The organism is Sphaerisporangium krabiense, from assembly GCF_014200435.1.
In the GTDB taxonomy this organism is placed as follows: Bacteria; Actinomycetota; Actinomycetes; order Streptosporangiales; family Streptosporangiaceae; genus Sphaerisporangium; species Sphaerisporangium krabiense.
This window is the reverse complement of the sequence record NZ_JACHBR010000001.1, coordinates 3,290,510-3,316,116: the sequence shown is the minus strand read 5'-3', so window position 1 is coordinate 3,316,116 and position 25,607 is coordinate 3,290,510. Positions and strand designations below refer to the sequence as shown.

Annotated in this window: 23 protein-coding genes and 1 tRNA gene; 8 read left to right on the top strand and 16 right to left on the bottom strand. The window is 70.7% G+C overall.

What is annotated here, in order from left to right; all coding sequences use genetic code 11:
• Positions 1–160: 160 nt before the first annotated feature.
• Positions 161–2,254 (top strand): AfsR/SARP family transcriptional regulator, encoded by a 2,094-nt coding sequence (locus BJ981_RS14830; protein ID WP_184611785.1) that lies wholly within the window; start codon positions 161–163, stop codon positions 2,252–2,254.
• A gap of 91 nt (positions 2,255–2,345) precedes the next feature.
• Here the strand turns inward: BJ981_RS14830 and BJ981_RS14825 are convergent, their stop codons facing one another.
• The gene (locus BJ981_RS14825) at positions 2,346–2,969 is read right to left on the bottom strand and encodes a hypothetical protein (protein WP_184611783.1); all 624 of its coding nucleotides are present in this window, start codon (positions 2,967–2,969) and stop codon (positions 2,346–2,348) included.
• Positions 2,970–3,344: 375 nt separating this feature from the next.
• On the bottom strand, positions 3,345–3,986 hold the full coding sequence (locus tag BJ981_RS14820) for a hypothetical protein (RefSeq protein ID WP_184611781.1): 642 nt from the start codon (positions 3,984–3,986) through the stop codon (positions 3,345–3,347).
• A gap of 409 nt (positions 3,987–4,395) precedes the next feature.
• On the opposite strand from BJ981_RS14820, the gene BJ981_RS39195 reads away from it, so the two are divergent.
• Positions 4,396–6,420, top strand: a complete 2,025-nt coding sequence (locus tag BJ981_RS39195; RefSeq protein ID WP_184611779.1) for an outer membrane protein assembly factor BamB family protein — start codon at positions 4,396–4,398, stop codon at positions 6,418–6,420.
• A 94-nt stretch (positions 6,421–6,514) separates the two neighbouring features.
• On the opposite strand, the gene pth is transcribed toward BJ981_RS39195, so the two are convergent.
• The 11 genes from pth to BJ981_RS14760 all read right to left on the bottom strand — a co-directional run bounded on the left by pth (position 6,515) and on the right by BJ981_RS14760 (position 14,182).
• Entirely contained in the window at positions 6,515–7,129 is a 615-nt protein-coding gene (gene pth / locus BJ981_RS14810) for an aminoacyl-tRNA hydrolase (protein WP_239139515.1), read from the bottom strand.
• 125 nt (positions 7,130–7,254) lie between these two features.
• Positions 7,255–7,863: a 50S ribosomal protein L25/general stress protein Ctc gene (locus tag BJ981_RS14805; RefSeq protein WP_184611778.1), complete on the bottom strand. Its 609-nt coding sequence runs from the start codon at positions 7,861–7,863 to the stop codon at positions 7,255–7,257.
• 244 nt (positions 7,864–8,107) lie between these two features.
• Positions 8,108–8,941, bottom strand: coding sequence for an alpha/beta fold hydrolase (locus tag BJ981_RS14800; protein ID WP_184611776.1), 834 nt, complete (start codon positions 8,939–8,941; stop codon positions 8,108–8,110).
• The gene (locus BJ981_RS14795; protein ID WP_184611774.1) at positions 8,919–9,407 is read right to left on the bottom strand and encodes a hypothetical protein; all 489 of its coding nucleotides are present in this window, start codon (positions 9,405–9,407) and stop codon (positions 8,919–8,921) included. The genes BJ981_RS14800 and BJ981_RS14795 overlap by 23 nt, the downstream gene beginning before the upstream one ends.
• Before the next feature lie 197 nt (positions 9,408–9,604).
• Positions 9,605–9,808 carry a DUF397 domain-containing protein gene (locus BJ981_RS14790; protein WP_184611772.1) on the bottom strand — a complete coding sequence of 68 codons (204 nt, stop codon included), beginning with the start codon at positions 9,806–9,808 and terminating at the stop codon, positions 9,605–9,607.
• Positions 9,809–9,815: 7 nt separating this feature from the next.
• On the bottom strand, positions 9,816–10,091 hold the full coding sequence (locus BJ981_RS14785) for a Scr1 family TA system antitoxin-like transcriptional regulator (RefSeq protein ID WP_184611770.1): 276 nt from the start codon (positions 10,089–10,091) through the stop codon (positions 9,816–9,818).
• 201 nt (positions 10,092–10,292) lie between these two features.
• Positions 10,293–11,270 (bottom strand): ribose-phosphate diphosphokinase, encoded by a 978-nt coding sequence (locus tag BJ981_RS14780; RefSeq protein ID WP_184611768.1) that lies wholly within the window; start codon positions 11,268–11,270, stop codon positions 10,293–10,295.
• A gap of 79 nt (positions 11,271–11,349) precedes the next feature.
• Positions 11,350–12,864 carry a bifunctional UDP-N-acetylglucosamine diphosphorylase/glucosamine-1-phosphate N-acetyltransferase GlmU gene (gene glmU, locus BJ981_RS14775; RefSeq protein ID WP_184611765.1) on the bottom strand — a complete coding sequence of 505 codons (1,515 nt, stop codon included), beginning with the start codon at positions 12,862–12,864 and terminating at the stop codon, positions 11,350–11,352.
• 203 nt (positions 12,865–13,067) lie between these two features.
• Positions 13,068–13,140: transfer RNA gene (locus BJ981_RS14770), tRNA-Gln, on the bottom strand.
• 164 nt (positions 13,141–13,304) lie between these two features.
• Positions 13,305–13,994 (bottom strand): DUF998 domain-containing protein, encoded by a 690-nt coding sequence (locus tag BJ981_RS14765; protein WP_184611764.1) that lies wholly within the window; start codon positions 13,992–13,994, stop codon positions 13,305–13,307.
• Positions 13,995–14,035: 41 nt separating this feature from the next.
• Positions 14,036–14,182, bottom strand: coding sequence for a hypothetical protein (locus tag BJ981_RS14760; protein WP_184611762.1), 147 nt, complete (start codon positions 14,180–14,182; stop codon positions 14,036–14,038).
• A gap of 211 nt (positions 14,183–14,393) precedes the next feature.
• Between BJ981_RS14760 and BJ981_RS14755 the strand changes: the two genes are divergently transcribed.
• The 5 genes from BJ981_RS14755 (at position 14,394) to BJ981_RS14735 (ending at position 20,549) form a co-directional block, all read left to right on the top strand.
• Positions 14,394–15,035 (top strand): DNA alkylation repair protein, encoded by a 642-nt coding sequence (locus tag BJ981_RS14755; RefSeq protein ID WP_184616074.1) that lies wholly within the window; start codon positions 14,394–14,396, stop codon positions 15,033–15,035.
• Between the two features lie 322 nt (positions 15,036–15,357).
• Positions 15,358–16,299, top strand: a complete 942-nt coding sequence (locus BJ981_RS14750; protein WP_184611760.1) for an acyl-CoA desaturase — start codon at positions 15,358–15,360, stop codon at positions 16,297–16,299.
• A 130-nt stretch (positions 16,300–16,429) separates the two neighbouring features.
• The gene (locus BJ981_RS14745; protein ID WP_239139517.1) at positions 16,430–17,500 is read left to right on the top strand and encodes a TetR/AcrR family transcriptional regulator; all 1,071 of its coding nucleotides are present in this window, start codon (positions 16,430–16,432) and stop codon (positions 17,498–17,500) included.
• 87 nt (positions 17,501–17,587) lie between these two features.
• On the top strand, positions 17,588–19,681 hold the full coding sequence (locus BJ981_RS14740; RefSeq protein ID WP_184611758.1) for an RNA degradosome polyphosphate kinase: 2,094 nt from the start codon (positions 17,588–17,590) through the stop codon (positions 19,679–19,681).
• Positions 19,674–20,549, top strand: coding sequence for an NUDIX hydrolase (locus BJ981_RS14735; RefSeq protein WP_239139518.1), 876 nt, complete (start codon positions 19,674–19,676; stop codon positions 20,547–20,549). The genes BJ981_RS14740 and BJ981_RS14735 overlap by 8 nt, the downstream gene beginning before the upstream one ends.
• 13 nt (positions 20,550–20,562) lie before the next feature.
• Here BJ981_RS14735 and BJ981_RS14730 read toward each other — a convergent pair whose 3' ends face one another.
• Both BJ981_RS14730 and BJ981_RS14725 read right to left on the bottom strand, forming a co-directional pair.
• On the bottom strand, positions 20,563–22,041 hold the full coding sequence (locus BJ981_RS14730) for a CYTH and CHAD domain-containing protein (RefSeq protein ID WP_184611756.1): 1,479 nt from the start codon (positions 22,039–22,041) through the stop codon (positions 20,563–20,565).
• Between the two features lie 215 nt (positions 22,042–22,256).
• A complete protein-coding gene (locus tag BJ981_RS14725) occupies positions 22,257–23,030 on the bottom strand; it encodes a trans-aconitate 2-methyltransferase (RefSeq protein WP_184611754.1) in 774 nt (257 codons plus the stop codon).
• 69 nt (positions 23,031–23,099) lie between these two features.
• On the opposite strand from BJ981_RS14725, the gene BJ981_RS14720 reads away from it, so the two are divergent.
• Complete coding sequence (locus BJ981_RS14720) at positions 23,100–23,729, top strand: MarR family winged helix-turn-helix transcriptional regulator (RefSeq protein ID WP_239139519.1); 630 nt, start codon at positions 23,100–23,102, stop codon at positions 23,727–23,729.
• Between the two features lie 22 nt (positions 23,730–23,751).
• On the opposite strand, the gene BJ981_RS14715 is transcribed toward BJ981_RS14720, so the two are convergent.
• Positions 23,752–25,551, bottom strand: a complete 1,800-nt coding sequence (locus BJ981_RS14715) for an ABC-F family ATP-binding cassette domain-containing protein (protein ID WP_184611752.1) — start codon at positions 25,549–25,551, stop codon at positions 23,752–23,754.
• Positions 25,552–25,607 lie beyond the last annotated feature (56 nt).

Sequence of the window (25,607 nt, the reverse complement as noted above, 5' to 3'; positions counted from 1 at the left end):
TCGAGGACCCGCCGGTTTCCCCGTCGCCCCGGACCAGCCCTTCGATCGGATGACCGGCGCGTGATCCTTCCCGCTTGCAAGCACTCCGTAAGGGGCTGTCAAATCGGCCTACATATCACTGTGTCAAGAAATCGCGTCATTGACCGGTGGAGGTCAGCAGATGGCCGACTCTACGTCCGACTCCACGCGCGCGAGGAGACTCCGGCGACCGTCCGCTCCCAGCCGGGCGAAGGCCGCCGTGCGCCTGCTCGGCCCGCTGGAGGTGCTCGGCCCCGCGGGCCGGGTCCCCCTGGTCGGCATGCGGCAGCGCACGCTGATCGCGCTGCTGGCGCTGCGGATCGGCGAGATCGTCACCTACGAACGGCTGGTGGACGGCCTGTGGGGAGAAGATCCGCCCCTGACGGCGCTGGCCAGCCTCCGCAGCCATGTCGCCCGGGTGCGGCGGGCGCTCGCCGACGCCGGCCTGCCGGAAGTGCTCGCCACCAGGGGCCGGGGATATTCGCTCGACCTCGCCCCGGGAGCCGTGGACGCCTGGCGTTTCGAGTGGCACGTCGGCGCGGCGCGGCGCGCGTCGGCCCGCGCCGAACCCGCGCGCGCGGCCGAGGAGCTGAGCAGAGGGCTGGCCCTGTGGCGTGCCGAAGTGCTCGTGGACTGTCAGGTGTGGGGATGGGGCGACGGGGAGGCCGCACGGCTGCGCGAGCTGCGCATCTCGGCGACCGAGGATCGCTGGGCGGCGGGCCTGCGTTCGGCGGGCCCGGTGGAGGCGATCGGCGAGCTGGAGCGTCTGGTCGGCGCCCATCCCCTGCGGGAACGGCTGTGGGAGCTGCTGGTCGAGGCGCTGCACCTGGCCGGACGGCACGGCGAGGCGCTCGCCGTCTACCACCGGGCGCGAGCCGTGCTCGCGGGCGAGCTCGGGGTCGAACCGGGCGCGGCGATGCGCCGCCTGCACGCCGTGATCCTCGCCGACAACGCCAGACAGGCGGGGCCCAGCACCGCAGGGGACGTCCCGCGCCGCCCGGCGTCCGGCCTGCCCGTTCCGCTCACCGAGCTGATCGGCAGGGAGTCGGAGCTGGGCGAGGCCATCACCGTCCTCGGTTCGCACCGGCTCATCACCCTGACCGGGGCGGGCGGATGCGGAAAGACCCGCCTCGGCATCGCCGTGGCCTCCCAGATGGCCGGAGACTTCGCCGACGGCGCCTGCTTCGTCGACCTCGCGCCCGTCAAGGACCCGCACATGGCCGCCGCCGCGGTCGTCGCTTCGCTCGGCCTGCCGGAGCCGCCCGGATCCGATCCCGGGCGGACGCTCGCCCTCGGTCTTCGCGACCGCGAGCTGCTGCTGGTCCTGGACAACTGCGAACACGTGAGGGAAGGATGCCGCTCCCTGGTGATACGGCTGCTCAGCGCGTGTGCGAAGGTCCGCGTGCTCGCCACCACGCGCATCCGGCTCGACGTTCCCGGCGAGCTCGTCCGGCACATCCCGCCGCTGCCGGTCCCCGACCCGTCCCGGCACGACACCCTGGCCCAGGTGATGACCTTCGCGTCCGCGCGGCTGTTCCAGGCCCGCGTGTGGGAACGGACCGGAGCACGGATCACCGAAGCGGACGCCCCCGCGCTGGCGCGCGTCTGCGCCGGGCTGGACGGCCTGCCCCTCGCGCTGGAGCTCGCCGCGGCGCGCAAGCCCATGCTGACCGTGCCGGAGATCGCCGACCGGCTGGGCGACCGCCTGCGCGTGTTCCGCGACGACGCCGCCACTCCCCGGCATCGCAGTCTGCGGGCGACGCTGGATTGGAGCCATGAGCTGCTCAGTGATTCCGAACAGGCGCTGTTCCGTCGCCTGGCCGTCTTCGCCGGAGGCTTCACCCTCGACGCCGCCCAGGCGCTGTGGCCGGAGGAGACGCTCGCGATGCTCGGCGCCCTGGTGGACAAGTCGGTGGTCATGACGGAACAGCACGGCGTCTGCTCCCGCTACCGCCTCCTGGAGACGGCACGGGCCTACGCCGCCGAGCGGCTCGCCCGTGCCGTGCCGGGCGAGGAGGCCGAGGCCCGCGGAGCCCACGCCGACTACTTCCTCCACCTGGCGGAGGCGGACCGGCATCGGGACGGGACCGACCTGCTCGCCGGCGAACACGACAACCTACGTGCGGCGATGTCCTGGCTGTCCGCGCAGCCGCCCGGGGGCGCCGGCCCGAGGTCCGGCGTCGCTCTGCGGGAGTACCTCGACCGGCGTGGCCATCACCGGGCGCGCGGCGCCTGAGCGACCGCGCGGACCTCCCCGACGGTGGGCCCCGCCGTCGCGATGCCCGCCGCCGTAGTGGCATCGCCGTGGCCGGAGCCCACCATCCGAATCAGAGGGGGATTCGGTTCGCGAGTTCCTGACGTGCCAGGTCGATCTTGTCCAGCCCCCGCTCCGGGTCGATCGGGGAAGGGACGTTGGGAGGGCTGTTGTAGTACTGCTGCACGATGGCCAACCCCTCGGTGATGTGGTTGCCGGCCGACGTCAGCCACGAAAGGCCGGCGGGCCTGACGACACCGGCGGCCCGATCGATGTACCCGGCCTGCTCCAGCCTCACGCTGCCGTTCTTCCCCAGCGGCCGCACCACGGAAATGAACGAGACCAGCGCGTCCCGGCGTAACTGGGAGTTCTGGGACCGCGCCGCCTGTTCGAGCAACCCCAGCCCTCTGGCCAGTTCCAGGACGGACTGGTACCTCAGGTAGGCGGGCTGTGTCAGGTACTCACGGAAATCGAGCGCGTACTCGGGCAGGCAGCTCAGGCACGGTCTCGGGCAACCCGGGCACCACCCCGCCACCTCGACCAGAATCGGTTCGCAGAAGACGATCCTTCCGTTCGAATAGATCGGGATGCAGTTCGCGTTCCCGTCGGCCTGGGCCGGTGTGCTGAGCACTCCCTGTCCTACCAGCACCGACACGAGAAGAGCGAGCAGGCAGGCTGCCCATCGGCTGCGTTTCACTGATCCTCCTTGGGGGGTGCCGGGTGCGCCGTCCTCACGCACGCCGGGCGGCGGCCGTCCGGTGTCGAACCGGAGTACCACCGGTCTACCGCGCCGACCTTGTGGCGGCGTTGTGGCGGCATTGCATGGTCGCCGCCGCGGTCATCGCGTCGCTCGGCTGCGAGACGTGCCCCGATCCGATCCCGTACGCATGCTCGCCCTCGCTCTTCGCGACCGCGAGGTGCTGCTGGTCGTCATGACCGAGCAGTACGGCGCCTGCTCGCGCTACCGCCTCCTGGAGACGGTACGGGCCTACGCGGCGGAGCGGCTCGCCCGCGCCGTCCCCGGAGAGGAGGCCGACGCCGGCGCGCGGGATCGGAGCCCACCGCGCAGGTGTCAGTTATGGAAGGCCATCTGCTGGGCGATTTCCAATCGTGCCTCCTCGAACTTCTCCATCGCCGCCGACTCCCCCCGCCCGGGCGTCGGCGCACCGCCGCCACCGACCTCCTGCATGAAGGTGATGCCGCTCGCGATGTCGGCGCCGATGGCCGCCAGCCACGGAACGGTCTGGGGTCCGATGACGCCGCGGGCCCGGTCGTAAACCCCGGTCTGCGCCACGGTCAGCCTGCTGGGGCCCAGTGTCCGCGTGGCGAGCCGGAACGACGCCATCGCCTCCGCGCGCCACTGCCCCTGGGCCGTGCGGTCGCTGGTCCGGGCCGCCTGGTCGAGCGCCCCCAGTCCCCTGGTCAGGGCTAGACGGTACTGGTTACTCAGGTCGGCGGGCAGGATCACGGACTCATGGAAGTCGATCGCGAACTCGCGCGCGCAGGCGTCGCAGGGCGGGGGCGGGCAATTGAAGCACCCCCCATCCAGCACCACGGGAATCGAGACGCAGTCCCATCCCAGCCTTCCGTTCTTCCAGATTGGGATGCAGTAGAAGTCCCTTGTGGCCGAGGCCGGGGTGCTCGCCACGATCTGTCCTAGTAACACCGCTGTGAGCAGGGCGAGCAGACAGGCCGTCCATCGGCTGCGTTTCACTGGTCCTCCTTGGGGGGTACCGGGTGCGCGGTTCCGCACACGCCGGTCGGCGGCCGTCCGGTGTCGAACCGGAGTGCCACCGGTTTACCCCGCCGACCTTGTGGCGGCGTTGTGGCGGTATTGCCATGAAAAATCCCTACATATCGCGGCAGGCAAAGCATCCCTCCGAAGCACCGCCTACTCCCGTACTCGTTAAGGACAGCCAGGTGGCCGTAATCCAATAAAGGACCGATGCGAATACGCGTATCGGCCGCAGGTGAAGAATCATTCTCATGGAGATTCGGTCACCGGCCTGGCGGGCGTCGCATTCATCACAAGAATGGAAGATGTGAGCGCACCGTGGCGGAAAGTCGAACGCCGGCGAAACGGCGGGCAGGGGCGGAAGGTCGATCGAAGGCTGACGGCCGCGGTGACGCTCGTCGCGACACTGGTCCTGCTGTGGTCCGCGCTGCGCTGGCAGGGCCTGAACGCCGTCTCCGACGTCATCGGGATCGGGTCCGCGCTGCTGCCGCTGGTCGTCGGCCTGGTCGCGTGGGCATGGTCCCGCCGCTTCCCCGACGGGCCGCTCCTCGGCAGGACGGCCGAGATGGACGCGTTGATGCTGGCCCTCACCACCACGATGGAGCGGGTCCAGTACTCGACCGATCGGCTGAACCGGCTCACGAGCGGCCTCGTCGAGATGCGCGACGTGCTCGACCACGCCATCGCCCGGCTGGACGACCGCAAGCGGGCGCTCGACCGTGACCTGGCCGCGCGCCGGCCGCACGGCGCGGCCACCGTGAGCGCCGCCGAGCGGGCACGCCTGCAGAAGGAGATCGGCGGGCTGCGCCAGGAACTGGCCGACACCCGGCAGCGCCTGCGCGAGGCCGAGCGCCTGCGCGGCGAAGTGGAGCAGAGGCTGGCGGAAGCCCGGCGCGGCCAGGACGAGACCGGCGAACTGCGGGACCGGACGCGGGCTCAGGCCGCCAAGGCCCAACGCCTGCTCATGACGCCCCGGGCGCCGGTCGCCCCGGCCGTTTCCTCCGCGGCCGCCCTCCAGGTGATCGCCATCGAACCCGCCGATCTGCTGGGCGAGGGCGACCAGGACGCGGCGGCGAAGATCCTGCGCCGCGTCGATGAGGTTCTCCAGGAGAACGCCGCCGTGCGGGACCGGTTGCACGACGAGCTCGCCGAGAGCGCCGCCACCATCCGCGAGCACGTCGACGCCCGCGCCCGTGCGGCCGTCTCCGGGCCCGGCCGCCGGCGAAGGCGCGCCCTGCCGCTGCTCATCGGCGGGTGCTGCTCGGCCGTCCTCCTGACCATGACCGTCATGATCGTGTATCTCCCTCCGCCCGACAGAGGGCGGCCCTCGGCGTCCGGAACGGCCACCCCCGGAACGCCGGCTCCCGTCCCGGTCAACCCGGCCTTCTACCCCCGGGCCGTCCCCGCGTGGGAAGAGCCGTTCACCAGCAGCGCCAACATCGCCTCGGCCATCACCGTCTGGCGGGGCACCGTCTATTTCGGCGGCAACGACGGCGAACTGCACGCGCTCGACGTCGACACCGGGAAAAGCGTCTGGACCGGGTCCCAGCGACTCCACGGAGACATCACGGCACGGCCGGCGATCGCGGACGGCACCAGAACCCTCTATGTGATCAGTAACAGGGGGTTCTACAGCGAGGTGTCGGCACGCGACACCTCCCGGGGCGGCGAGGTGTGGACCAGACGGATTCCCGGCTACATCGACGAGTCCGCGGTCGTGGCGGGCGACACCGTCTACTTCGGCGCCGGCGACGGCGATCTTTACGCGCTGGACGCCGCCGACGGTCATACCCGCTGGAAGTACCACACCGACGGCTGGATCACCTCGACACCGGTGGTGGCCGACGACGTCGTCTATTTCGGGAGCTGGGACGGCCACGTGTACGCCGTGGACACACGGACACACCAGGCGAAATGGTCGACGTACGTTCCTTTCAGAAGGATCGCGAACGACGGAAAGGGAAACGCCCTCTACAGCCCGGCGCTCGCGAACGGCGTGCTGTACATCGGGGACAAGAACTACGATCTGCTCGCCCTGGACATCGCGGACGGTTCCATCAAATGGCGCGCGCCGACCAAGGACATCGTCGACTCCCGGCCGGTGGTCGCCGACGGCGTCGTCTACGTCGGCAGCCGGGACCACAACGTGTACGCCTTCGACGCCGCGACCGGCCGGCCGATCTGGACCGCGCTGACCGGCAACGCCGTCGTCTCCGACCCCGTGGTGAGCAACGGCGTCGTCTACGTCGGCAGCAACGACGCCTACCTGTACGCCTTCGACGCCGCCAACGGCCACGTGCTCTGGGTGCACAGCACCGGCAACAGCGTCTACTCCAGCCCGGCGGTGTCCGACGGCGTCGTCTACGTCGGCAGCGACGACAACAAGCTGTACGCCCTGAAGACGGCGAGGTAGCGGCCCCGTGCGCGGTGGTGGGACGCCCACGTGGATGTGCGCGGCCCAGAGGACGTGGCCGTCCGGGTGCTCGTCACGGTGCCTCTGGCCCGGTTCAGCGGGGCGGCTTGGCCGGGTTGAGGTCGGCGGCGTGGACGGTGTTCTGGGTGGCCTCCAGGCCATTGGTGATCAGGGATTCCACGACGTCGGCGGCGCGGTCCACCAGGAAGGGGAGGTCCTTGCGCTCGGCGGTGCCGAAGTCGCGCAGGACGAAGTCGGCGGCGTCCATGCGCCCGGGCGGGCGGCCGACGCCGAAGCGCACGCGCAGGTAGTCGCGGGTCGCCAGCGACTTGGTGATCGAACGCAGGCCGTTGTGCCCGTTGTCGCCGCCGCCGAGCTTGACCCGCAGCGCGCCGTACGGGATGTCCAGCTCGTCGTGCACGACGATCACGCGCTCGGGGACGACCTTGTAGAAGTCGGCCAGGGCCTTCACCGGGCCGCCGGAAAGGTTCATGTACGACCTGGGCTTGGCCAGCACGACCGGCGCGCCGGCCAGGCGGCCCTCGACGACCTCGGCATGGGCCTTGTGGGTCTTGAACCGGCCGCCGGCCCGCCCGGCGAGCTCGTCCAGCACCATGAACCCGGCGTTGTGCCGGTTACCGGCGTACTCCGGGCCGGGGTTGCCCAGGCCCACGATCAGCCAGCGGTCCACGAGATTGTCTCCGTTCACTCGGCGTCCCCGGGACGTCGGACATCGGATCGGACTTCTGAGCCGCCCATCGGGTCGGACATGGCACAGGGCAGCCCGGCGGCCGGAGACCGGCGCCTGGCTGCCCTGATGACGATACGGGAGAATTACTCCGCGGCGGCCTCGGCGGGCGCCTCCGCGGCCGCCTCGCCCTCGGCGGCCTCCTCGGGCTCGGCCACGGTCGGCGGCGTGCTGACCTGCAGGACGACCGTCTCGGCGTCGGCGACCAGGCTGGCGCCCCGCGGGAGGTTCAGGTCGCCGGCGGTGACGACCGCGCCGACCTCCAGGCCCTCGATGTCGACCTCGACACCGGTCGGGATGTGGGTGGCCTCGGCCTCGACCGCGACGGTGACGAGCTGCTGGTCGAGCAGGCCGCCCGGGGCGATGTCGCCGGTGGTGGTGACCGGGATCTCGACGGTGACCTTCTCGCCGCGCTTCACGAGCAGCAGGTCGATGTGCTCGATGAAGCCCTTGAGCGGGTCGCGCTGGACGCCCTTCGGCAGCGCGATCTCGTTGACGCCCTCGCCCTCGATGCGGATGAGCACGTTCGGCGTGCGCAGGGCGATCATGAGGTCGTGGCCCGGGAGGGTGAAGTGCTTGGGCTCGATGCCGTGTCCGTACAGGACGGCGGGGACCTTGTCGGCGCGGCGGATCTTACGCGCGGCGCCCTTGCCGAACTCCGAGCGCGGCTCGGCGGCGATGCGTACTTCGGACACGGTTATCTCCTAGGGAGTGCTCGTGGATTCGGAAGGCGCTCACCCTCACCCGCCCTAGCGGAAGGCGTTACGAGCGCGTACAACCCCTCAACCCTACCGGACTCCCCCGCCCCGCCATCCCTCCCGGACGCCGTGACCAGGCACCGCCCCTCAGGAGCCCTCATCACAGACGCCTCGCCAGGCACGCGCCGCCCCCTCGTGAGACGCTCATCACGCATTACCGGCCATGCCCCTCACTGTGCGGTCATGACGCGTTCCCGGCCAGGAACTCCGTGACGAGCGCGGCGATCGCGTCCGGGCGCTCGGCGAGCATGTTGTGGCTCGCGTCCAGCTCCTCGACCCGGATGTTGGACGGCACGTCGGCCAGGTCGCGCCGTATCCCTCTGCGGAACGCGGCCATCAGCTCCCCGCCGGAGAACCCCGCGGGATCCCGGGTCGGGATCACCACCAGCGCGGCGCAGCCGACCTGGCGCAGCAGCGGGATCGTGTCGCGGAACTCCGGCGCATAACGCACCGCTTCGAGCAGCTCCGGGCCGGGCCTGGCGTACGTCTCCCCGTCCCTCTCGACGAGGGCCCTGGCCGGGAACATCCCCCGAGCCTCGGCGGGGAGCGGCCCGCCCATGGCCGCGGCCTGCGCGTCGAACACGGCCTTGAGCCTGGCCAGTTCCTCGTCCCTGGCGGCCGGGTCCATCCCCGGATAGTTGCCCGGGTCGTTCTCGGCGGACCGCAGCCCGTCGAGGTTGACGATGGCCGGGCATTCGGGGTGACGGCGGGCCCACAGGACGGCCAGCATGCCGCCCAACGACTGCCCGACGACCGCCGGGGCATCGAGCCCGAAGTGCTTCACCACGGCCTCGACGTCGTCCAGCACCCTCTCCCACTCCCACGGCCCGTCCCCGGACAGCCCGTGGCCGCGCAGGTCCATGGCGACGGCCCGGCGGCCTTGGAGTTCCAGCCGGTCCCAGGCTTCGAGGGTGCCCCCAAGCCCGTGGAGAAGGAGCACAGGTTCGCCGTCCCCGCCGAAGTCCCGCACGGCGAGAGGAATCTCATGGTCGCTAATGATGACGTCGTGCGGCATGACGCTCCTGAGGTTGGTTGAGCCGTTCGCGTATCGATTCCGTGGTCACCCCGCCGTCGGGATGCCGGTCGAGCTTGCCGCGCTTGACCAGGTCGTGAACGCCCTGCCGCGTGATGCCGAGCATCGCCCCCGCAGTGGAGAACGGCACCGCGACCTTCCCCGGATGCCCCGCCCGACCGGCCACCGCCCTGCCGAACGCCGTCCCCCACCACTCATCGGGCGGATCGAACGGCCCGTCCCCGGGAAACACCGCCGCGATCAGCCGCGCCGCCACACGAACGGCGAGCCGTTCATCGGGCCCCAGCAACTGCGCGGCCCACACCTCGGCCTCGATCCGCAACCGCTCCCGGACCGCCCGCACCCCTTCGTCAGCGCCGAACAGGATCTCCAACGGATCAACGACCCGCCGCTCCACCAGCCCGACCAACTCCCGCACCAGCGCGACATGCTCACCCGTACTACCCACTTGACACACAATAGCAAGTACTTGCTCATCTCCGTCAAGTAGACATGAGCCCACACCTGACGATCCGGGTCTACGCGATGCTCCTCGTTGCTTTCCGCCTCGTACACGCCTACAGACCCAGGTCAGCCAGCGTCTGCCGTATCGGCCTCAACGCAACTGGCCCCCAAGATTCGCTCGGGGCCAGTTGACATTGACGATCAGATGAGTTCGTTGCCCTTGAGGCCGCCGATGAAAGCCGCCCATTCGTGGTGCGCGACGCGGAGAGTGGGGCCAGCCGGGTCCTTGGAATCTCGGACGGCCACGCTGGAGGCGGTCAGGGAAGCCACCTCAACGCAATTGTCGTCGGTTCCGCTATACCGACTCTTTCGCCAGGTGAGCCCGGAGGACTGGGTACGGTCCATGTCTCGCCTACCTCTTCAGTTGATCAACTATAGTCGCCGAGTACCGCACCGAGTCGTCCGGCGACAGCGCCGATGACGCCTGCACCTGGCTGTAGATCAGCGTATAACGTTGATATTCCTCCGGCTTCTCCAGCCAAAGACTGTCTGTCGCGGTGGCCAGGTACACGAGACTCGGATCAGGCGACGGAAAATCGAGAATGACGAACGCCCCTCCGGTGAGGGCGGGATGTGCTCCAGCGCTGTTAGGAACTACTTGGATCGTGATCGCCGGCCGGGCTGCCACCTCTATAAGGTTCGGGGAGCGCGAGGGGCGGAGCCCTTCGCGTGGGGGGTCGAAGGGGGGCCGGAGGCCCTCCCTGGGAAACGCAGCCCGAAGCCGGAGGCGAGGCCCATCTCAAGCCGGAGGCCAGCACATCAATAGAGGCTCTGCGGAATGCGGAAGCGGCGGCCCCCTTGTAGGTGGGCCGCCGCTTCTGGTGGTTTCTCAGGCGTCGCCTTCGAAGAGGCTGGTTACCGAGCCGTCGTTGAAGACCTCGCTGATGGCGCGGGCGATCAGGGGGGCGATGGAGAGCACCGTGAGTTTGTCGAAACGCTTTTCCTCCGGGATGGGGAGGGTGTTGGTGACGACGACCTCGGAGATGCGGGAGTTCTTCAGGCGGTCCACGGCCGGGGACGAGAAGATCGCGTGGGTGGCGGCGACGATGATGTTGGTCGCGCCCTGCTCGTACAGGGCGTCGGCCGCCTTGGTGATCGAGCCGCCGGTGTCGATCATGTCGTCGATCAGCACACAGGTGCGGCCCTCGACCTCGCCGACGACCTCGTGCACCTTCACCTCGTTGGCGACGTCGAGATCACGCCGCTTGTGGATGAAGGCGACGCCCGTGCCGAGCTGGTCGGCCCAGCGCTCGGCGAGGCGGACGCGGCCGGTGTCGGGCGAGACGATGGTCGTGGACGCCGGGTCGAGCTTGCCGCTGAGGTAGCGGTGCAGGACGGGCAGCGCGAACAGGTGGTCGACGGGGCCGTCGAAGAAGCCCTGGATCTGCGGGGTGTGCAGGTCGACCGACATGAGGCGGTCGGCGCCGGCGGTCTTGAAGAGGTCGGCCATGAGGCGGGCCGTGATCGGCTCGCGTCCGCGCCCCTTCTTGTCCTGCCGTGAGTAGCCGAAGAAGGGCAGGACCACGGTGATGCGCTTGGCCGACGCGCGCTTGAGCGCGTCCACCATGATCAGCTGCTCCATGATCCACTTGTTGATCGGCTGGGTGTGGCTCTGGATCACGAAGGCGTCGCTACCCCGTACGGATTCCAGGTAGCGGGCGTAGATCTCGCCGTTGGCGAAGTCGTGGATCTTGGTCGGTGTGACGTCGATACCGAGGTTCTGCGCCACTTCCTCCGCGAGCTCCGGATACGCCCTGCCGGAGATGAACATCAAGTGCTTCTCACCGGTCATCTTCTTGCCGCTCATGCTGCCCTCCTCTCCAGGCGGCACACAGGACACGGCCACGACGCGTCGCCGCGATACCCGGCTCGCTCGCCGCGCTGAATCATTTGCTGTTCTCCCGATGTTGTTCCCCGGACGGTCCGTCCTGACCGCCCACGGGCGTCTCCCGCCCGTCGGCGCTCACGGACCCCCGGCCTTCCAGCGCGCGCCGCGCCGCCTCGTCGGAGGCGGTGCCCGCGCGCCTGCGCGCGACCCACCCTTCGATGGTGCGCTGGCGCGCCCGGCCTACCGCCATCGCCCCCGGAGGGACGTCGCTGGTGATGACCGAGCCCGCCGCGGTGTAGGCGCCGTCGCCGATGGTGACCGGCGCGACGAGCATGTTGTCGCTGCCGACCCGGACGTGGTCGCCGACCGTGGTGTGGTGCTTGCGCACCCCGTCGTAGTTGACGAACACGCTGGAGGCCCCGATGTTGGAGCCCTCGCCGATCGTCGCGTCGCCGACGTAGGTCAGGTGCGGCACCTTGGACCCGTCGCCGAGACGGGCGTTCTTCATCTCGACGTAGGTGCCGGCCTTGGCCTGCCGGCCGAGGACGGTGCCCGGCCGCAGGTAGGCGTACGGGCCCACCGACGCGCCGGGACCGATCTCGGCGCCGTCGCAGACGCTGTTGCGCACGACGGCGCCCGCGCCGACGGCCGTGTCGGTGAGGGTGGTCGCGGGCCCGATCTCGGCGCCGGAGGCGACGGAGGTGCGGCCGTGGAGCTGGGTGCCCGGGTGGACGACCACGTCGGGCTCCATCGTGACCTCGACGTCCACCCAGGTGGTGGCGGGGTCGATGATCGTGACCCCGGCGCGCATGTGGGCGTCCAGGATGCGGGAGTTGAGCACCGCGCGCGCGAAGGCGAGCTGCGCGCGGTCGTTGACGCCCTCGACCTCGACGTGGTCGGGCGCGATGTGGGCGCCGACGCGGTGACCGTCCTCGCGGAGGATCGACAGCACGTCGGTGAGGTACTCCTCGCCCTGGGCGTTGGCGGTGGACACGCGCTTGACGGCGTCGGCGAGCAGGAGCCCGTCGAAGGCGTAGACGCCGGAGTTCATCTCCTTGACGGCCCGCTGCTCGGCGGTGGCGTCGCGCTCCTCGACGATCTGCAGGACCGCGCCGGAGGCGTCGCGGATGATGCGGCCGTAACCGGTCGGGTCGGGCACCTCGGCGGTCAGGACGGTCACCGCGTTGCCCTCGGCGGCGTGGCTGCTCAGGAGCTCGGCGAGGGTCTCGGTGCGCAGCAGCGGGGTGTCGCCGTACGTCACGAGGACCGTTCCGCCGATGGTGCCGACCGACTCCAGGACCGTGCGCACGGCGTGTCCCGTGCCCTTCTGCTCGGCCTGGACGACGGCGCGGGCGTCGGGGCCCGTGGCGGCGAGATGGGCTTCGACCTGCTCGCGGGCATGGCCGATGACGACGATGAGGCGCTCGGGGGAAAGGCCCCGCGCGCCGGCCAGGACATGGTCGACCAGGGGACGTCCGCACAGCTCGTGCAGGACCTTGGGCGTGGAGGACTTCATGCGGGTGCCCTCGCCGGCGGCGAGGACGATGACGGCTGCCGGGCGCGGCACACTCACGGACTGAGGCTCCCTCGGCGTCGCGGCTGAGACATGACAGAGCGGGACGACGCGCGGTAACCTTCCGGGCACCGCATCGCCACCCACCTGACACCGCGAGCTTACCCGCCGCCTTCCCGGCGAGGCTCGGACCCCTGCCGTGTGGGACCGGCCCGTGTGGGACGACGCCGGCGCGCCGCTCGCGACGGGATGAGAAGAAAAAGTTCCGGCGCCTGGACTCGAACCAGGACAACCCTGCTCCAAAGGCAGGTGGGCTGCCAATTACCCTACGCCGGACCGATTCGCGAGCTTCCCAAACCGCGGTGACAAGGATACCCACCGATCCCCCCTCGGCGCTGCCCTCCGGCGGGGCCTTACCGGATGCGCCGTTCCCGGCGGCCCCTCCGCGACTCCTCCAGGGCCCCGACGGCTCCTCCCCCGCCACCGTGTGCCGCCGGTTCCTACCGTGCGGCGCGCCGGGTCAGCCGCACGCCCAGCAGCGACGTCCAGGCCAGGGTGAGCCCGATTCCGAGGGCGAAGGCGACATTGGCCGCGCGGGCGCCCTGGAGCGCGACGAGCGAGATCAAGCTCGCCAGGAAGTACCCGCCGGTCACCCTGCTGTAGATCGCCCAGCCGCGACTGCCGGCCGCGGCGAACCGCCGGGCGAACGCGAAGCAGGCGGCGATCAGTGAGAGGAAGGCGACCTGGGCGACGAGGAGGTGCAGCATCCCGTGCCAGCTCATGCTCGTGGGCGCGCCGGCCGGCGTCCCCGGTGGAAAGCCGTCGGCGGGGTCGGCCACGAACACCGCCGCGGCGACCATGCCGGCGCCGAAGACGCCGACCAGCCGCGGCCCCCAGGGGCGGTTCCGGCCCGCCGCCGGTCGCGGCAGGCGGGCGAGCCCGATCGCGTACGCCACGAACAGCAGCCCGCTCACCACGAACGTGGTCATCTGGATCCATCCGAGGTCACCGTTGCTGAGCATGCTGGCCGAGTGCCGGCTGATGTCGAATCCGTCCCTGGTCAGCATCTGGAGCAGCACCACGACGATGTAGAGCGGGCCGGCGACGACGCCACAGGCCATCAGCGTGCCGGCGGACCGGGTGACCGCGCCGCGGGTTCCGCCCGCCGCCGAGGTGACGACCTTGATCATCGGTCTTCCCTGCGGCGCGGGACGGCCTCGTCGGTCATTGATCACGTGTCTTCCTCACTGTTCGTAGACGGTCGCCCGCCGGCGGGTTCGTCGTGCCGGTACGGGGGTTCGCGCCGGCCGCGGGTGATCTCGGCGCCCAGCGCGTTCAGGCGCTCACTCCAGAACCGGCGGAAGTGCTCCAGCCACATGTCGGCCTCCCCTGGCGCCGAGTCGACGGCACACAGAATCCCAGTTGCCACTTATATAAGTCAACACTTAATCTAGCTGCCACGCGGGGTTGCGCCAGGGGTGACGAAGCCGAGTCCCGCGATCGAAGCCGAGTCCCCTGATGTCCGTAGGCTGAATCTCACCCGTGACGAACAGGAGGCCGAGGTGGCCGAGACGACGGTGGCCGAGGTGATGGCCGAGCTGACCACCCTCGCGGACCCGAGGATCCGTGAGGTGAACGAGCGACACGGTGACGATCACGGGGTGAACCTCGGCAAGCTGCGCGCGCTCGCCAAGCGGTTGAAGATCCAGCAGGAACTGGCGTGCGGGCTCTGGGCGACGGGGGACGGCGCAGCGCGACTGCTGGCGCTCCTGATCTGCCGCCCGAAGGCGTTCACGCGTGCGGAGCTGGACGTCATGGTGCGCGAGGCGCGCACCCCCAAGGTGCACGACTGGCTCGTCAACTACGTGGTGAAGAAGAACCCGCACGCCGAAGAGCTGCGCCTGGCCTGGTCCGCCGACCCGGACCCGGTGGTCGCGAGCGCCGGATGGGCGCTGACCGCCGAACGCGTGACGAGGAGGCCCGAGGGTCTCGACCTCCCGGGACTGCTCGACGTCATCGAGGCGGAGATGAAGGACGCCCCCGGCCGCCTGCAGTGGGAGATGAACACCTGCCTGGCCCAGATCGGGATCGAGCACGCCGAGCACCGCCCCCGCGCGATGGCCATCGGCGAGCGCCTGGAGGTCCTCAAGGACTACCCGACCTCTCCCGGCTGCACGTCTCCGTTCGCCCCCGTCTGGATCAGCGAGATGGTCCGCCGGCAGGCGCTCTGATCCGTCCTGCCGGTCGGTGACGCATCGCCGCCCCGTTCCGGGGCAGTGGGCCCGGAAGAGGAGCCGGAGGAGGAGGACGTGACGGCGGCCGTCGCCGCGCCGGGCGCACCGATCGGGAAGCTTGGCCGCGCCGTTGGCATATGCGGCCGGGTCTCTTTACCAGGTATGGGCATGTATGCGCAAGACGTGGAACCGCCACCGGATGGCGCGCGAACCTTCATCTTCCCCACATTCCAGGCTTAGGGATTCCTAACTTACGATGCCGTAGGTTACGGTTACGTAGCTCCAGATCGTCCGCACTTCAGAACACGTGAGGTAGCCCATGACCGTTGTCGAAGACCGCGCCACGCCGCCACCGCCGCGCCCCGATCTGGAGCCGGAACCCAAGTCGAACTTCGAGCGCGTGCTGCTGGTCATCTTCGTCGCCGTGCCGTTCGCGGCCCTGCTCGCGGCGATCCCGATGGCCTGGGGCCGCTTCCTCGGCTGGAGCGACGTCGCGATCACCGCCGTCTTTTACATGATCAGCGGCCTCGGTGTCACCGTCGGCTACCACCGCTACTTCACCCACGGGTCCTTCAAGGCCAACCGCCCTCTCAAGATCGTGCTCGCCATCGCCGGCAGTCTCTCGCTGGAGATGGGCGTGATCGACTGGGTGGCCACGCACCGCCGCCACCACAAGTACTCCGACAAGGAGGGCGACCCGCACTCGCCGTGGCGCTTCGGCAACGACTGGAAGGCGCTGACCAAGGGCCTGTTCTTCGCCCACATGGGCTGGATGTTCAGCTCCGAGCGCACCAACCGCGAGCGCTTCGCCAAGGACCTCATCAACGACAAGGACGTCCACCGCATCCACAAGGCGTTCCCGTGGCTGGTGGCCACCTCGCTGATCCTGCCCGCGGTGATCGGCGGCCTGGTGACCTGGTCGATCGCGGGCGCGCTGACCGCCTTCTTCTGGGCGAGCCTGGTGCGCATCGCGCTGCTCCACCACGTCACCTGGTCGATCAACTCGGTCTGCCACGTGTTCGGCGAGGAGGACTTCGAGGTGCGCGACAAGTCCCGCAACGTCTGGTGGCTGGCCATCCCGTCCTTCGGCGAGTCCTGGCACAACCTTCACCACAGCGAGCCGACCTCGGCCCGCCACGGCGCTCTGAAGGGGCAGATCGACCCCAGCGCCCGCGTGATCCGCTGGTTCGAACAGGCCGGCTGGGCGACCGACGTCCGCTGGCCGACCACCGAGCGTCTGGCGGCCAAACGGCGTGTCTGACACGTCCCTTCCGTCGGGCCGCCCTCCGGCGGCCCGCACCCCCACCAGCAACACGTCAAATCTTGCTATAGCCCCCCAAAGCACCACTATTGCGTTTGCCGCGCCGAGCGGGCCAAGCATTATTAGACCCATGACCGAGTCCTCCCCACCCCGCGGACGCGTCCGCATGACGGGTAAGGAGCGCAGGGAGCAACTGATCCGGGTCAGCCGGGCGCTCTTCGCCGAGAAGGGCTTCGACGGCACGTCGATCGAAGAGATCGCGGCCAGCGCGAAGGTGTCCAAGCCGGTCGTCTACGAGCACTTCGGGGGCAAGGAAGGCATCTACGCCGTCGTCGTCGACCGTGAGATGCAGCGGCTCCTGAGCCTCGTGGCCGTCGCGCTCAACGCCGGCCACCCGAAGATCCGGCTGGAGCGCGCCGCGCTGGCGCTGCTGCAGTACGTCGAGGAGTCCAGCGAGGGCTTCCGCATCCTCGTGCGCGACTCCCACGCGGCCTCCGGCACCGGCACGTTCGCGAGCCTCATCAACGACATCGCGAGCCAGGTCGAGGACGTCCTGGCCGACCAGTTCGCCGACCGCGGCTACCTTCCCACGCTCGCCCCGATGTACGCCCAGATGCTGGTCGGCATGGTGGCGCTCACCGGCCAATGGTGGCTGGACGCCCGCAGGCCCGACCGCGAGGAGGTCGCGGCGCATCTGGTGAACCTGGCCTGGAACGGTCTCACCGGGCTGGAGCCCCGCCCCAAGCTGACCGCGGCCTCCACGCGCCCGGCCGCCCCGGCCGCGCCCCTCGAACTGCGTCCCGCGCCCACCGACAAGGAACGCAAGGAGATCGAGAAGGCCTGGGAGAAGGACCTCAAGGAGATCGAGAAGGCCCGCGAGCGCGAGGCCAAGGAGCAGGAGAAGATCCGCGCCCGCGAGCAGCGGGAACAGGAGAAGCTCCAGCGCGAGCAGGAGAAGCAGCGGGCGCGCGAGCGCCGCGAGCAGGAGCGGCTGCGGGCCCGCGAGCAGCGCGAGCGCGAGAAGCTGCTGAAGGAACGTGAGAAGCTGCGCGCGCAGGAGGCCCGCGACGCCGCCCGGCAGCCGAGGCAGGTCGTCCAGGCCGAGCGCGTGGAGCTGGTGGAAAGAATCGAGATCGTGCGTCCGGCGCCCGTCTCCGGGCCTAGGGAACTCGGTCCCGGGCAGGAGTCCGGCGACGCCTAGCAGTGACGGCGGCAGGGTGGCGTCAAGTAAAACCGTCGTTGCGGAAAAGTTAACGTGCCGTTCAATTATATAGGGCATTTTGGACATATGTCCGTCGAGATCGTGCCGCCCACCCCTGAAGGTCACGACCTGCCCCACCTCCCCCCGGATCGCTTCCTCAATCGCGAGGAAAGCTGGCTCCACTTCAACGAACGGGTACTGGAGCTGGCCGAAGACCCTTCCGTTCCGCTGCTGGAACGCGTACGTTTCCTCGCCATATTCGCCAGCAACCTGGACGAGTTCTTCCGGGTGCGGGTCGCGGGGCTCAAACGGCGGATGGAGACGGGCCTCCTGCTGCGCACCAAGAGCGGGATGAAGCCCCGCGAGGAGCTGGCCAAGATCGCCAAGATCGCCGAGGACCTCGCGCGGCGCCACGCGGCCGCCTACCACAAGCAGATCTGCCCGCAGCTCACCGGCGTGGGCGTCGACATCGTCCGCTGGGACGACCTCAGCAGGGACGAGCGCACCGCGATGCGCAAGCTGTTCCGGGAGCGGATCCGGCCCGTGCTGACCCCGCTGGCCGTCGATCCCGCCCACCCTTTCCCCTATATATCCGGCCTCTCGCTGAACCTGGCCGTCACCGTGCGCAACCCGGGCACGGGCAACACCGTGTTCGCCCGCGTCAAGGTGCCCTCCCAGCTCCCCCGCTTCGTCGCCGTCGCCAAGGACCGCTTCGTCCCGATGGAGGACGTGATCGCGGCCCACCTCGGCCAGCTCTTCAAGGGCATGGAGATCGTCGAGCACCACGTCTTCCGCGTCACCCGCAACGAGGACCTGGAGGTCGACGAGGACGTCACGGAGAACCTCATGAAGGCGCTGGAGAAGGAGCTGCTCAAGCGCCGCTTCGGCCTGCCCGTCCGCCTGGAGGTCGAGGACACGATCACCCCCGAGGTGCTGGACCTGCTCGTCGACGAGCTGGACGTCTCCGACCACGAGATCTACCGGCTCCCCGGCCCGCTCGACCTGTCCGGGCTGCACGCGATCGCCGACCTGGAGCGCGGCGAGCTGAGCTTCCCGCCCTTCGTGCCCGCCGAGGCCCTGCACGCCGAGGACGACCTGTTCGCCACGCTGCGCGAGCGCGACATCCTGCTGCACCACCCGTACGACTCGTTCGCGACCAGCGTGCAGCGGTTCATCGAGGAGGCCGCGGCCGACCCCAACGTGCTCGCCATCAAGCAGACCCTCTACCGCACCAGCGGCGACTCGCCGATCGTGGACGCGCTGATCGACGCGGCCGAGGCGGGCAAGCAGGTCGTCGTCGTGGTGGAGATCAAGGCGAGGTTCGACGAGCACGCCAACATCACCTGGGCCCGCAAGCTGGAGAAGGCCGGCTGCCACGTCGTCTACGGCGTGCTCGGCCTCAAGACCCACGCCAAGCTGGCCCTGGTCGTGCGGCAGGAGCCCTCCGGCGAGCTGCGCCAGTACTGCCACATCGGCACCGGCAACTACAACCCCAAGACCGCGCGCCAGTACGAGGACTTCGGCCTGCTCACCGCCGACCCCCTCCTCGGCGAGGACCTGACCGACCTGTTCATCCACCTCACCGGCTACTCGATGCACTCGGCCTACCGGCGCCTGCTGGTCGCCCCGCACGCCCTGCGCGACGGCCTGCTGACCCGCATCGAGCGCGAGATCGCCCACCACCGCGCCGGGCGGCCCGCCCGCATCCGGATCAAGACCAACTCGCTGGTGGACGAGCCGCTGATCGACGCGCTGTACGCGGCCTCCCAGGCGGGCGTCCCGGTGGACCTGGTCGTGCGCGGCGTCTGCACGCTGCGCCCGGGCGTGCCGGGCCTGTCCGAGAACATCCGGGTCCGCAGCATCCTCGGCAGGTTCCTGGAGCACTCCCGCATCTACGAGTTCGGCCTCGGACGGCGGCCCGAGGTGTGGATCGGCAGCGCCGACGCGATGCGCCGCAACTTCGAGCGCCGGGTGGAGGCCCTGGTGAAGGTCGCGAGCGCCCGCCAGCGCACGTACCTGTCCGAGCTGATGGACCTGGCCATGGCCGACACCACCAGCAGCTGGTGGCTCGACCAGGACGGCGCCTGGGTCCGCCACCACACCAGAGACAACGGCGAGCCCCTGCTGGACCTGCAGTCCCGCCTGGTCGCCAGCAGGCGCTGGAGGAGCGTCGATGAGTGAGCACTCGCTGATCAGGGCCGCAGGCGCGGTGGTCTGGCGGGGCGCGCCGGGCGCCCCCGAGGTCGCCGTCGTCCACCGGCCCCGGCGCGACGACTGGTCCCTGCCCAAGGGCAAGCTGCTGTCCGGCGAGCACGTGATCGCGGCGGCGCTGCGCGAGGTGGCCGAGGAGACCGGGCTGAGCATCGTGCTCGGCCGCCGCCTGCGCGCCGTCCACTACCTCAAGGACGGACGGCCGAAGCGGGTCGACTACTGGACGGCGCGCGCCGTCGCGCAGGTGGCCGAGCTGCCGTCCGACGAGGTGGACGCCATGGAGTGGCTGCCGCTCGACCGGGCCAGGGCCAGGCTGACCTACGAGGACGACGCCAGGACGCTGGACGCCCTGGCGGAGGCTCCCCTGGAGACCACCCCGCTCCTGCTGGTCCGGCACGCCACCGCCGGCGAGCGCGACGAGTGGCCCGGCGACGACGACCTCAGGCCGCTGGACAAGCAGGGCGAAGGACAGTCCCGCACCCTGGCGGAGCTGCTGTACGGCTACCGTCCCGCCACGCTGCTCAGCTCGCCGAGCAGGCGCTGCGTGCAGACCGTGCTGCCGTACGCGGCCAGGGAGCGGCTGAGCGTCGGCACCGACCGGCTGCTCACCGAGACCGGCTACGACCCGCCGGCGACGCTCGCGCGCACGCTCGCCCTGCTGGACTCCGGGGAGCCGGCCCTGGTGTGCAGCCACGGCAAGGTGCTGCCCGGGCTCCTGGCGGACGTCCACGAGCGGCGCGGCGGCAGCCCGGGCGACACCCACCTCGGCAAGGGCGGCGTCGCCGTGCTGCACCACGCCGGCGGGCGGGTGGTGGCCGCCGAGCGCTACGACACCTGAGGCCGCGGGGCGGTCAGGACTCCGTGACCTCGGCCCACACGGCGGGGAACTCGGCGTGCGACCGTTCGGCCGCGGCGCGCTCGATGCCGGCGAGCAGGCCGTAGGTGAAGGTGTCCTCGCCGGCCTCGCGGGCGCGGGCGGCCTCCTCCAGCAGGATCTGCTGGGCGACCACGCCGTCCTGGTGCAGTCCGAGCACCGTCTGGACGGACTTGGCGCGCTTGGCGAGGTCGTCGGCCGTGTCGCCGAGCAGGGGGCGCAGGGCCTCGGCGGTGTAGCGGGCGCGCTTGGCCGCCTTGCGCACGTCGTGCATGGCGATCTCGCGCTGCTCGGCGTCCTCGATGGCCTGCGCCGCGTCGTACCGCTTGACCACGCGCTTCCACGTCCTGCCGGCGATCTTGCCGAGCACGGCGTCCGCCTTCCCGGCGGCGAGTGGGGTGAGCGGCGGGTTCACGATCATGGCGTCCAGGCGGTCGAGCAGGGCGAAGTAGCGCTCGCCGCTCATCGCCGCGCCGATGGTGACCATCGCCTCGCGCTCGCGCGCGGCCAGGTCGTCGCCGAGCCGCGTGCGGACCGGCCCGACGACCACCTCAGGCTCCAGGCCGTCCAGGTGGCCGGCGAAGCGCTCGCGGATCACCTCCAGGTCGCGCGCCTCGCCGAGCACGCCCGCGATCCACCGCAGCTCGTCCTGGACGCCCTCGGTCTCGGTGATCACGCTGGAGAAGGACTTCAGCGCGCTGCGCAGGCGGCGGCTCGCCACCCGCATCTGGTGGACGGCGTCCTCCTCGGCCCTGCGCACCTGGGGGTCCTGGGCCGTCAGCGCGGCGACCTGCGAGGCCAGGTAGGCGACGACCACGCCGCCCGCCGAGTCCGGGTCCAGGGCGGTGGGCGTCGTCGCCGGGACGCGGTCGCCGAGGAGGCGGGCCAGCTTGTTCCCGCTGTCCGACGGGGTCGCCCCGGCCTTGCGCAGCCGCTTGCCGACCTTCTTCAGCACGGCCTCGTCGCCGTCGATCAGCTCGGCCTCGACCTCGCGCCAGCGCTCGACGTGCTGGTCCTCGCCGAACACCGTGCCCTTCACGTGGTCGTCGGCGATCTCCACCAGCCGCCGCCCGTCGGCGCCGCGCAGGCTCGTGACCTTGCGCAGCGTCTCCAGCTCCGCGACCTGCACGAGCCGTTCGCCCCGGGTCTGGGCCAGCACCAGCTCGGCCAGCTCCGGCGGGACGATCTTGGCGCTGCGGGTGAGCGGGCTGGTGATCTCGGTGCGCGCCCCCTTGGCCTTCGGCAGCTTGAGGGTCCAGCCCGCGTCGTCGCCGCCACGCCGCCTGCGCAACGTGATGCCGCGCGCGGCCAGGCGGAGGTCCGGCGTGTCGAAGTAGAGGGCGACCAGCCGGTGGCTGACCAGGTCCACGGCCTCCTCGCACCCCTGGAGGCCCCCGAATTCCGGCACCGCGAAGTCCGCCGGCACGTCGAACTTGTCCTCGATCTCGATCGCCATTACCCACCCCTAGGTAGCCGAATTTCGGCCATAATGCCACCTTCAGGTTAACAATCGGCGATCAGTCGGCGACCAGCGCTTCCATCGTGGAACTAAAAGGCTCGAACGCGCTCTTCAACGGGCCCCGCCCTTTCCGGCAATTCAATGCGATCCTCCACAGGATCGTCGACATAACAGCGGCGGAACCCAGGAAGAAGATCGTCAGAACGCGGGGATCACGAGCCCTCCCGCCCCGGCCCGCGCGCGACCACGAACACGCGGCGGAACGGGAAGGGCGTGCCGTACGGGCGGCGCGGGTACGCCTCGGCGAGCACGCGGGCGCAGTCGGCCAGGAACGCCTCGCGGGCCGCGTCGTCGCCGGAGAGGCGATCCAGCATCGGCCGCAGCGCCGTGCCGGAGATCCAGGCGAGCACGGCGTCCTCGCCCGGCAGCACGTGGACGTAGGTGGTCTCCCAGGCGTCCACCTCGCAGCCGAGCCCGGCGAGCAGGTCCAGGTAGCCCTCGGGCCCGTCCACGGGGTCGTACCGGGAGAGGTCGCCGAGGCGGCCGGCCCAGGCGGGGGACGCGCACAGCCGCCGGACGGCCGCGTGGCTCGGGGCGTCGAAGTTGCCCGGCACCTGGAACGCCAGCCACCCGCCCGGCGCGAGGTGCCCGAGCCAGCGCGGCAGCAGGTCGCGGTGCTCGGGAATCCATTGCAGCAGGGCGTTGGAGATGATCACATCGATAGGATGGTCCGGACGCCAGTCGCGGACGTCCCCCACGCTGAACGTGGGGCCGGGCGGCGCTTTGGCGATCATCGCGGGTGAGGAGTCGATGCCGTGGACGTACGCCTCGGGCCAGCGGCGCCTCAGCTCGGCGGTCAGCTCGCCAGGGCCGCAGCCCAGGTCGACGACGAACCGCGGGTTCTCGGCGCGCACGCGGGCCAAGAGCTCGAAGAACGGGCGGGCACGCTCGCCGGCGTACCGGCCGTACACTGCGGGGTCCCACATATCTCTTGACATCGAGCTAGTTCATATCGGGCGAGATGTCTCGATGTCAAGAGAGATAGACTCGGCGGCATGACGACGCGCCACACCGACGGGGTCGCCGGCATGTCCGCCGACCCGCTCGACCCCCAGCCGACCACCGAGCCAGAAGCCGGGTCCGAGCGCGTCGCCGCACCGGAGACCGGCCATCCGGCCCCCACGCGCGACGAGGTCGACCAGCTCGTCGCGTGCTGGCGCCAGGAGCGCCCCGACCTCGACGTCGCGCCCCTCCAGGTGCTCAGCCGCGTCTCCCGCCTGGCCCGCCACCTCGACCGCGCCCGCCGCGCGTCCTTCGCCGAGCACGACCTCGAACCCTGGGAGTTCGACGTCCTCACCACCCTGCGCCGGTCCGGCGAGCCCTACGAGCTCAGCCCCGGCGCGCTGCTGCGCGCCACGCTCGTCACCTCCGGCACGATGACCAACCGCATCGACCGCCTCGCCGCCGCCCGGCTCGTCCGCAGGCGCCCCGACCCCGAGGACCGGCGCGGCGTCCTGGTCTCCCTGACCGACCTCGGGCGCGAGCGCGTGGACGCGGCCTTCGCCGACCTGCTCCGCCGCGAACGCGAGCTGCTCAAGAGCCTCGACGGCGACGCGCAGCGCACCCTCGCCGGCCTGCTGCGCACCCTGCTCATCCCGTTCGACACCGCCGAGAACGCCACCTGACCCGGGCCCTCGCGCGCCTCGATCAGTCGCCGAGCCGGTCGGCGGCCTCCAGCCATTCGACCTCGACGGCCTCCTTGCGCGACCGGACGTCCTTCAGCTCGGCGTCCAGCGAGGCCAGCCGGCCGTAGTCCGAGGCGGCCTCGGCCATGGCGGCGTGCAGCGCGGCCTCCTGCTCGCCGAGCCGGTCGAGCTGGCGCTCCAGGCGGGACAGCTCCTTGCGCAGCTCGCGCTCCTCCTTGGCCGACAGCCCCGGCGGCGCCGGCTCGGACGGCTCCGCGACCGCCGCCTCCGGCGCCCGCGTCCCCGCCCTGGCGGTGACGGCCGCCCCCGAGGACCGGCGCTGGAGGTACTCGTCCACGCCGCCGGGCAGCAGCGACAGCCGCCCGTCGCCCAGCAGGGCCACCGAACGGTCGGTCACCCGCTCCAGGAAGTAGCGGTCGTGGCTCACCAGCACGAGCGTGCCCGGCCAGCCGTCCAGCAGGTCCTCGAGCTCGTTCAGCGTCTCGATGTCCAGGTCGTTGGTGGGTTCGTCCAGCAGCAGGACGTTCGGGTCGTCCATGAGCAGGCGCAGCAGCTGCAGCCGCCGCCGCTCGCCGCCCGACAGGTCGCCGACCACCTTCCACTGGGCCTCGCCCCGGAACCCCAGGCGCTCCAGCAACTGGGAGGCCGTCCACTCGCGCTTGCCGACCTGGATGAACTTGCGCACCTCTTCGACCGTCTCCAGCACGCGGCGCGCCGGATCCAGCTCGGTGATCTCCTGCGAGAGGTACGCCAGCCGCACCGTCTTGCCCCGCACGACCCGCCCGGAGTCGGGGCGTACCGAGTCGGCGAGCAGCCGCAGCAGCGACGACTTGCCCGACCCGTTCACGCCGATCAGCCCGACCCGGTCGCCCGGGCCGAACTGCCAGGTACACCGCTCCAGTACGAGCGGGCCCTCGCCCGGGCCACCGGCGTGCAGGGTGACGTCCTCAAGGTCGTACACGGTCCTGCCGAGCCGCGCCGCGGCGAATTTCACCAGCTCGACCGTGTTGCGCGGCGGAGGCTCGTCGGCGATCAGCGCCTGCGCGGCCTCGATGCGGAACTTGGGCTTGGACGTGCGCGCGGGCGGGCCGCGGCGCAGCCAGGCGATCTCTTTGCGCATCAGGTTCTGGCGGCGCTCCTCGGCCGCCTGCGCGATGCGCGCCCGCTCGGCCTTGGCCAGCACGTACGCGGCGTACCCGCCCTCGTACCGCTGGACGGTGCCGTCCACCACCTCCCAGGTGCGGGTGGACACCGCGTCCAGGAACCAGCGGTCGTGCGTCACCACCAGCAGCGCGGACCTGCGCGCCGACAGGTGGGCGGCCAGCCAGGCGATGGCCTCGATGTCGAGGTGGTTGGTCGGCTCGTCCAGGATAAGCAGGTCGTGCTCGTCGATCAGCAGGCGCGCCAGCGCCGTGCGCCGCCGCTCGCCGCCGGAGAGCTCGCCCACCTTGGCGGTGAGCTCGATGTCGCCGAGAAGGTTGGCGAGGATCTCCCTGACCGCCTGGTCGGCGGCCCACTCGTGCTCGGCCCGGTCGCCGAGGACGACCTGCCGCACCTCCAGCGCGGGGTCGAGATCGTCGCGCTGGGACAGGAAGCCGACGCGAAGCCCGCGGTTGTGCGTCACCCGGCCACCGTCGGGCTTCAGCGTTCCGGCGATCACCGAGATGAGCGTGGTCTTGCCGTCCCCGTTACGCCCGACCACGCCGACACGGTCACCCGCCTCGATACCGAGCGAGACCGCGTCCAGCAGAGGCTTGGGCCCATAGGCATGGAAGACAGATTCGAGATTGACCAGATTCATCGCCCCCAAAGCCTATAGGGTTGCGCCCATTGCGCCGCCTCCGGCGTCGCGCGTGA

Coding starts and splice junctions, on each gene's coding strand:
- BJ981_RS14760 (WP_184611762.1), bottom strand. CDS start 14,182: ATGTGGCTGGAGCACTTCCGCCGGTTCTGGAGTGAGCGCCTGAACGCG.
- BJ981_RS14715 (WP_184611752.1), bottom strand. CDS start 25,551: ATGAATCTGGTCAATCTCGAATCTGTCTTCCATGCCTATGGGCCCAAG.
- BJ981_RS14765 (WP_184611764.1), bottom strand. CDS start 13,994: ATGATCAAGGTCGTCACCTCGGCGGCGGGCGGAACCCGCGGCGCGGTC.
- BJ981_RS14830 (WP_184611785.1), top strand. CDS start 161: ATGGCCGACTCTACGTCCGACTCCACGCGCGCGAGGAGACTCCGGCGA.
- BJ981_RS14800 (WP_184611776.1), bottom strand. CDS start 8,941: ATGCCGCACGACGTCATCATTAGCGACCATGAGATTCCTCTCGCCGTG.
- BJ981_RS14720 (WP_239139519.1), top strand. CDS start 23,100: ATGACGACGCGCCACACCGACGGGGTCGCCGGCATGTCCGCCGACCCG.
- BJ981_RS14750 (WP_184611760.1), top strand. CDS start 15,358: ATGACCGTTGTCGAAGACCGCGCCACGCCGCCACCGCCGCGCCCCGAT.
- BJ981_RS14790 (WP_184611772.1), bottom strand. CDS start 9,808: ATGGACCGTACCCAGTCCTCCGGGCTCACCTGGCGAAAGAGTCGGTAT.
- BJ981_RS14745 (WP_239139517.1), top strand. CDS start 16,430: ATGACCGAGTCCTCCCCACCCCGCGGACGCGTCCGCATGACGGGTAAG.
- BJ981_RS14730 (WP_184611756.1), bottom strand. CDS start 22,041: ATGGCGATCGAGATCGAGGACAAGTTCGACGTGCCGGCGGACTTCGCG.
- BJ981_RS14735 (WP_239139518.1), top strand. CDS start 19,674: ATGAGTGAGCACTCGCTGATCAGGGCCGCAGGCGCGGTGGTCTGGCGG.
- BJ981_RS14780 (WP_184611768.1), bottom strand. CDS start 11,270: ATGAGCGGCAAGAAGATGACCGGTGAGAAGCACTTGATGTTCATCTCC.
- BJ981_RS14740 (WP_184611758.1), top strand. CDS start 17,588: ATGTCCGTCGAGATCGTGCCGCCCACCCCTGAAGGTCACGACCTGCCC.
- BJ981_RS14755 (WP_184616074.1), top strand. CDS start 14,394: ATGGCCGAGCTGACCACCCTCGCGGACCCGAGGATCCGTGAGGTGAAC.
- BJ981_RS14725 (WP_184611754.1), bottom strand. CDS start 23,030: ATGTGGGACCCCGCAGTGTACGGCCGGTACGCCGGCGAGCGTGCCCGC.